This is a genomic window from Aquirufa sp. TARAVU-A1A, assembly GCF_054558675.1.
The window spans coordinates 90,399-96,576 of the sequence record NZ_JBPXKP010000009.1 but is presented as its reverse complement, the minus strand read 5'-3'; the positions used below and the strand labels follow the sequence as shown (position 1 = coordinate 96,576).

Annotated in this window: 5 protein-coding genes; 2 read left to right on the top strand and 3 right to left on the bottom strand. The window is 41.5% G+C overall.

The window, feature by feature from the left end; all coding sequences use genetic code 11:
- Window positions 1-172: 172 nt before the first annotated feature.
- The 3 genes from V7S75_RS11840 to V7S75_RS11830 form a co-directional block, all read right to left on the bottom strand.
- On the bottom strand, window positions 173-736 hold the full coding sequence (locus V7S75_RS11840; RefSeq protein ID WP_459514154.1) for a hypothetical protein: 564 nt from the start codon (window positions 734-736) through the stop codon (window positions 173-175).
- A gap of 119 nt (window positions 737-855) precedes the next feature.
- On the bottom strand, window positions 856-1,725 hold the full coding sequence (locus V7S75_RS11835; protein WP_459514158.1) for a carbon-nitrogen hydrolase: 870 nt from the start codon (window positions 1,723-1,725) through the stop codon (window positions 856-858).
- On the bottom strand, window positions 1,719-2,675 hold the full coding sequence (locus V7S75_RS11830; protein ID WP_459514152.1) for a glycosyltransferase family 9 protein: 957 nt from the start codon (window positions 2,673-2,675) through the stop codon (window positions 1,719-1,721). The genes V7S75_RS11835 and V7S75_RS11830 overlap by 7 nt, the downstream gene beginning before the upstream one ends.
- Window positions 2,676-2,759: 84 nt before the next feature.
- On the opposite strand from V7S75_RS11830, the gene V7S75_RS11825 reads away from it, so the two are divergent.
- Together V7S75_RS11825 and V7S75_RS11820 are read left to right on the top strand one after the other, a co-directional pair.
- Window positions 2,760-4,238: a glycine--tRNA ligase gene (locus V7S75_RS11825; RefSeq protein ID WP_459514150.1), complete on the top strand. Its 1,479-nt coding sequence runs from the start codon at window positions 2,760-2,762 to the stop codon at window positions 4,236-4,238.
- 19 nt (window positions 4,239-4,257) lie between these two features.
- On the top strand, window positions 4,258-6,138 hold the full coding sequence (locus V7S75_RS11820; protein WP_459514149.1) for a DUF349 domain-containing protein: 1,881 nt from the start codon (window positions 4,258-4,260) through the stop codon (window positions 6,136-6,138).
- Window positions 6,139-6,178 lie beyond the last annotated feature (40 nt).

Below are 6,178 nucleotides of genomic sequence, written 5' to 3'. Positions count from 1 at the left end.
GGCGACTACCGATAATTTAAAGCCTAAATTGTAATCACGCTGATTGCGCTTTTGAGGTCTGACTTGATCCTCTGATGTATTCTTTTCCATAAGTCGATTTTATGTCAACTTATTTTAGGACGGGACACTTTCAACAAAAAAGCCTTTCACAAATGTGGAAGGCTTTTTCATGTTAGATAACTTTTTCGAAAATCGTTTTCCAAGAACGGACCCCGCCCCAAAGATTTGATTTTGCTTTTGAATGAATTGTAATTGACTGTCCATCATCACTCAAATGCCAAACTTCCGTAACATAACTGATTGCTTTTTTAGGAACATTTACATGGTAGGGAGTTGGCACCATTTGCTGAACAACCGAGTTTACCGTCATCGTTCTACGATCTGCTGATAATTTAACTGTGTATTTCTTATTTATCCCTAAGCTATCTCTACCTTGGTTTTCATTTACATTGAATCTCCATTTTTCCTGAATTTTAGCCGATTTTGATTTCGCATTTGTTTCAATCGTTAGAAAATTAGCTTGCTCTGCAATTTTCAATGATTTCACATTCATGCGATCACCCTCAATAAATGAACAATAAATATTCCCTCCCATACTGATCGACTCTTTAGTTTTCCATGTTCCAGAAAAATTTGGCCGAGCTACACCTTTATGATTAATAGCTTGTACAGAAAAATAGGTTAAGCCTAGTAAAAGAAAAAATAGACCAAGGGAAATGCGTTTATTGTTTTTCATATTGAATGAAATTAAATGAGAATGTGACGAAGATGCAAATCATATAAATAAGGTTGCATGAACTCCGTACTTAATAAATATTTAGCGCCCAGCTGCATTCACAAAAATTCTAGTAAATTCTAATCAATATACCTTTTTGTAATATCTCCAAAAGTATCTATTCGTCGATCCCGCATAAACGGCCAAATACGTCGGTATTGCTCCTGCGCATCTAAATCAATTTCAACAACAGCGACTTCTTCTGTATTGTGTGGTGCCTGATAAATCACCCGACCAAAAGCATTGCTCACAAAAGAACCACCCCAGAAAGTTTGGCCATTTTCTTCGCCTACCCGATTGACCGCTATCACGGGAACTTCATTCGCCACCGCATGTCCGCGCTGAACGGTTTGCCATGCTTGGTATTGTTCGCGGTTGATTTCACTGCTTGGTTCTTGATTATCCCAACCGATAGCCGTAGGGTAAATTAATACCTCCGCACCTTTCAAGGCAGTTAAACGGGCCGCTTCAGGGTACCATTGGTCCCAACAAATTAAAATGCCTAGTTTCCCATAACTCGAATCGAAGACCTGATAACCTAAATCTCCAGGCGTGAAATAATATTTTTCCTCATAACCTGCATCTTGAGGAATGTGCATTTTACGATATTTACCTAGGTAGCCTTTGGCATAATCGAGTACCGCACAGGTATTGTGATAGACACCTTTGCTGCGTTTTTCAAACAAAGATGCAACAATGACAATGTTTAATTCTTGGGCAAGTACCAACAACGCATCGGTCCCTGGTCCTGGAATCACTTCTGCCAAATCAAAATAAGCGGCTTCCTGTTTATGACAGAAATACACAGAACGGTATAATTCCTGCAAACAAATCACCTGAGCACCTTGTGCAGCTGCTTCTCGGATTTTAGCTTCCGTTTTCTGTTGGTTCGCTTGCACGTCCTCCGAACAAGTCAATTGCAATAAGGCAAATTTGATATTTTTCATAATGCTTGGGCAGCACCTTTCAGCACCGTTAAATCCAATGAATTCAGACAAGAAAAATGTCCCAAAGGACAAACATTTGAACCCTGTGTCGAGCAAGGCCGACAAGCCAGATTCATATTTTCAACCGCGGTAAACGCCGTTTGGTAGGGTGTAAACCCTAAACCCGGATGCGTACTTCCCCAAATCGTAAACAAATTAGGATGCTTGAGTGCCGCAGCCACATGCATCATGGATGAGTCATGCGTAATGACCATCCCGGCTTGTTGGATCAAGGATGCACTCTGCGCAATAGTTGTTTTCGTACAAAGATTTAAAACCTTCTCCGGAAAAAGCGTAGCTAAGCGATATCCGATTTTCTCATCCCAATCATCGCCAATCAACACGATCTGATGATCGATCGAGTCGATCAATTCAATCATTTTAGGATAAGAAAGTACTTTGGTTTGATGCGCAGCACCAATCGCAAAAAGCACATAAGGCGATTTAATTCCGTAATCAGCAAGCTTGACTTGCGCCGCGGCAGGAATAAAATAATCAAGCCCTTGACCATCAGGCACCAAACCTAATGACGCAAAATTGCGATCCACCAGATGCCCAGGCAAGGTATTCACTTTCGTTTGAACAAAGGCTTTACGCGCTGCCGTGTATTTATTGATCTGCTTGGGAAATTTTCCTAACAAGAGACAAAGCATGTGCGAACGCAGGTTTTTGTGTAGGTCATAAACCGCATCAAAACCCTCTTTCCGAAGCTCAGCGGCAAATTCCCATAGATTACCTTGGTAACCATGCACTTGTGCGACATTTGGATTTCTATCCCATAAATGAGCGAAAGATGCCTTCGTAGCAATGTGAATTTCGGCATTGGGGAATTGCGCTTTGAGCACCCGAATAATTGGAGTGGTCAAAAGAATGTCACCGATGGACGAAAAACGAATACAAAGGATTTTCTGCATGGAAAAAAAATACCTAGCAAAATTAAGAAAAATCTATTCTCTTTCATTCTTTTCGGTAAATTGCATGCTTAATTGAATGATTACATGGAGCAGAAAAAACAAGATACCGCCTCAGCACTTAAGGATATAATTTCACACGCCAAAGAATATGGCTTTGTATTTCCATCATCTGAAATCTACGATGGTTTACAAGCTGTGTATGATTATGGTCAAAATGGCGTAGAACTAAAGAATAATTTAAAAAACGTTTGGTATAAAGCCATGACGATGTTGAATGACAACGTTGTTGGCTTGGATGCAGCTATTTTCATGCATCCCTTAACTTGGAAGGCTTCAGGACACGTGGATTCATTCAATGATCCGATGATCGACAATAAAGATTCTAAGAAGCGTTACCGGGCTGATACCTTGTTAGAAGAGCGCGCTGCCACTTTGGAAGATGAAGGCAAAGCAGATGAGGCGAAAGCTTTGATGCAAGCGATGGCAAAAGGATTGGATGCGGGCGATTTAGAAGCGGTTCGCCAATTAATCATTGATCAAAACATTAAATGTCCCGTTTCAGGGACGGCCAATTGGACCGAAGTTCGTCAGTTCAACTTGATGTTCTCGACCCAAGTAGGTGCCGTTTCGGAAGATGCTTCCTTGATTTATTTACGTCCGGAGACAGCACAAGGGATTTTTGTCAATTTCCTAAATGTGCAAAAAACAGGCCGCATGAAGGTACCTTTTGGTATTGCCCAAATTGGGAAAGCTTTCCGTAATGAAATTGTTGCACGTAATTTCATCTTCCGCATGCGGGAGTTTGAACAAATGGAAATGCAATTCTTTGTACGTCCTGGTACAGAGATGGAATGGTACAATAAATGGAAAGAAACGCGTATGAAGTTTCATCAGGCAATCGGCTTACCTGCGGATTCCTTGAAATTCCATGATCACGATAAATTAGCCCACTATGCCAATGCGGCAGTGGATATTGAATACAAGTTTCCATTTGGCTTTAAGGAAATGGAAGGAATTCACTCACGGACCGACTTTGATTTAAAGGCGCACCAAGAATTATCCAAGAAAAAACAACAGTATTTTGACCCAGAAATCAATCAAAACTACATCCCTTATGTAGTAGAGACATCCGTGGGAGCTGACCGTTTATTCTTGGCCATTTTGTGTAATGCTTATACAGAGGAAACTACAGGAGAAGGCGAAAGCTTAAAACAACGCGTTTATTTGAATATTCATCCAGCATTGGCACCTACAAAGGTGGCCGTATTGCCATTGGTAAAGAAAGATGGATTGGCAGAGAAAGCCCAAGAAATTACGAATCAATTGAAATTTGCCTTTAATACAACCTACGACGATGGAGGAGCGATAGGCAAGCGCTATACTCGTCAAGATTTAATTGGAACGCCGTATTGCGTGGTGGTAGATTACCAAACCATGGAAGATCAGACTGTAACGGTTCGTGATCGCAATACGATGAGCCAAGAGCGCATTTCTATCGCAGACCTAAAAGAAAAATTAGGCCATGCGGTATCGATGGAGCGTATTTTTGAAAAATTAGTTTAAAAACGCAAACAACGACGACATGACAACTGATCAAAATCCAGCAGAAAACGAAGCCATCGAGCCAGTCAAGGTGGAGGAAACAACACCCGTAGCGGCGGAGACAAGCGAAATGCTTGCCAAAGAAGTGGAAGCACCTGCACCTGAAAAGGAAGTAAGCTATCCCCTATTTGACTTTGCGGTCGCTTCGAAAGATAATTTCCTGACGTATTTTGGGAAAATCAAGGACATCGTGTCGGAACATGCCCATCCTGGAACCTATAAAAAGGTTGATGAAATCACAAAAGAAGTCAAAGAAGCTTGGAGCCAATTAAAACAAGTGGAAAAGCAGGCGGCCATTGAAGCATTCAAAGCGGCTAATGACGGAACTGATGAGGGATTTGATTTCAAAGATGAGGCCGTTCATGCGGTAGATCAATTGATTAACCACATTCGGACGGAAAAGCAGGCATTTTTTCAAGGCTTAGAGAAGGCTAGAGAAAAAGCATTGGAAGGCAAAACTCGTTTAATTAATGAATTGCGTGACTTAGTTGACAAAGATGATAATGGAGATCCTGCTCATGTGAATGCGAGTTTCAAAGCATTCAAGAAAATTCAGGAGGAATGGAAAGGATTAGGATCGGTTCAAGGACCGATGAACCAAACGCTTTGGCAGTCCTATCATGCCTTGGTCGATCGTTTTTATTCGAACCGTTCTATCTTCTTTGAATTGCTCGAGCTAGATCGTAAGAAGAATTTACAGGCCAAAGAAATCATTGCAGCCAAATTAGAAAAATTAGCTGCGGCGGTTGCGAAAGCAACGAATTTGCCTGTTTTATTGAAAGAGGCAGAGGAATTGTTCAATGAATACAAGCATATTGGCCCAGCGCACCGTGAGGAAAATGAGGCCATGTGGCAACGTGTGAAGAAATCGTTAGATGTCTTGTTTGAGCAGAAACGTCAAATTCAGGATGCGAACAAAGCCGTATTTGAAGAGAATTTAAAGATTAAAAAGGAATTGGCAGGATTGATGCATGGATATGCAAACTTCCAGTCTACTTCGATATCGGAATGGAACCAGGCATCCAAAGCTGTTTTGGCTTTGCAAGAGCAATGGGGCAAATTGAAAGGAGGTTTACCACGTGAGGGAGGCAAAGAAGTGAGCCATCAGTTTTGGGCTGATTTAAAGACCTTTTTTAAGCATAAAAGTGATTTCTTCGGAAAGATTGATGCGGAGCGCAAAGCTAATTTAGCAGCGAAACAGCAATTGATCGAACAAGTAGAAGGTATTGTTGCGGTAGGAACCGAAACACCAGAGATTACGCAAACGGTGATTGACTTGCAGAAGAAATGGAAGGAAATCGGCCATGTACCCGAGAAACAAAAAGATAGCATTTATGCCAAATTCAAAGCGGCATGCGATGCATATTTCAACTTAAAGCGTTCAGCTTCGAAAGGAGCGAAAGATGCGGAAATGGATGCGAATTTAGCGGCAAAGCAGGCAATATTGGCAGAGATGGAAGGCATGTTGAAGGATGCTAGTTTATTAGCGCGTTTAGGCGAGGTAAAAGCGGCTTGGGATGCGATTGGATTCGTACCGAAGAAGAACGTGAAAGACATGCAAGAATCATTCCGCAAGACTTGGAATGCCTTGATTGATTTAGCGAGAACACAACCGAAGGAGCAACTGGCGGCTTGGGGCTTTGAATTGAAGTCCTTGAAGACGGAGTCGGCAAGTCCTGAAACTTCTGCCCCATCGGCGGATTCACGCAAAAAAATCCAAGCTTTGGAAAATGATATTGCGGTGTTAACCAACAACTTAGAGTTCTTTGCGAAGTCGAAAAACAGCGAAAAACTGCGTGCGGAGGTGGAAAAGAAAATTGAAGCGGCGGAAAAAGAATTAGAAAAATTGAAAAAAAGTTAATTTTTTTTGAGATTCGGTTTTGCGATTTAGGAGAATAATA

Excerpts from the sequence above, each read along its gene's own strand:
- V7S75_RS11830 (WP_459514152.1), bottom strand. The coding sequence starts at position 2,675 with ATGCAGAAAATCCTTTGTATTCGTTTTTCGTCCATCGGTGACATTCTT.
- V7S75_RS11820 (WP_459514149.1), top strand. The coding sequence starts at position 4,258 with ATGACAACTGATCAAAATCCAGCAGAAAACGAAGCCATCGAGCCAGTC.
- V7S75_RS11825 (WP_459514150.1), top strand. The coding sequence starts at position 2,760 with ATGGAGCAGAAAAAACAAGATACCGCCTCAGCACTTAAGGATATAATT.
- V7S75_RS11840 (WP_459514154.1), bottom strand. The coding sequence starts at position 736 with ATGAAAAACAATAAACGCATTTCCCTTGGTCTATTTTTTCTTTTACTA.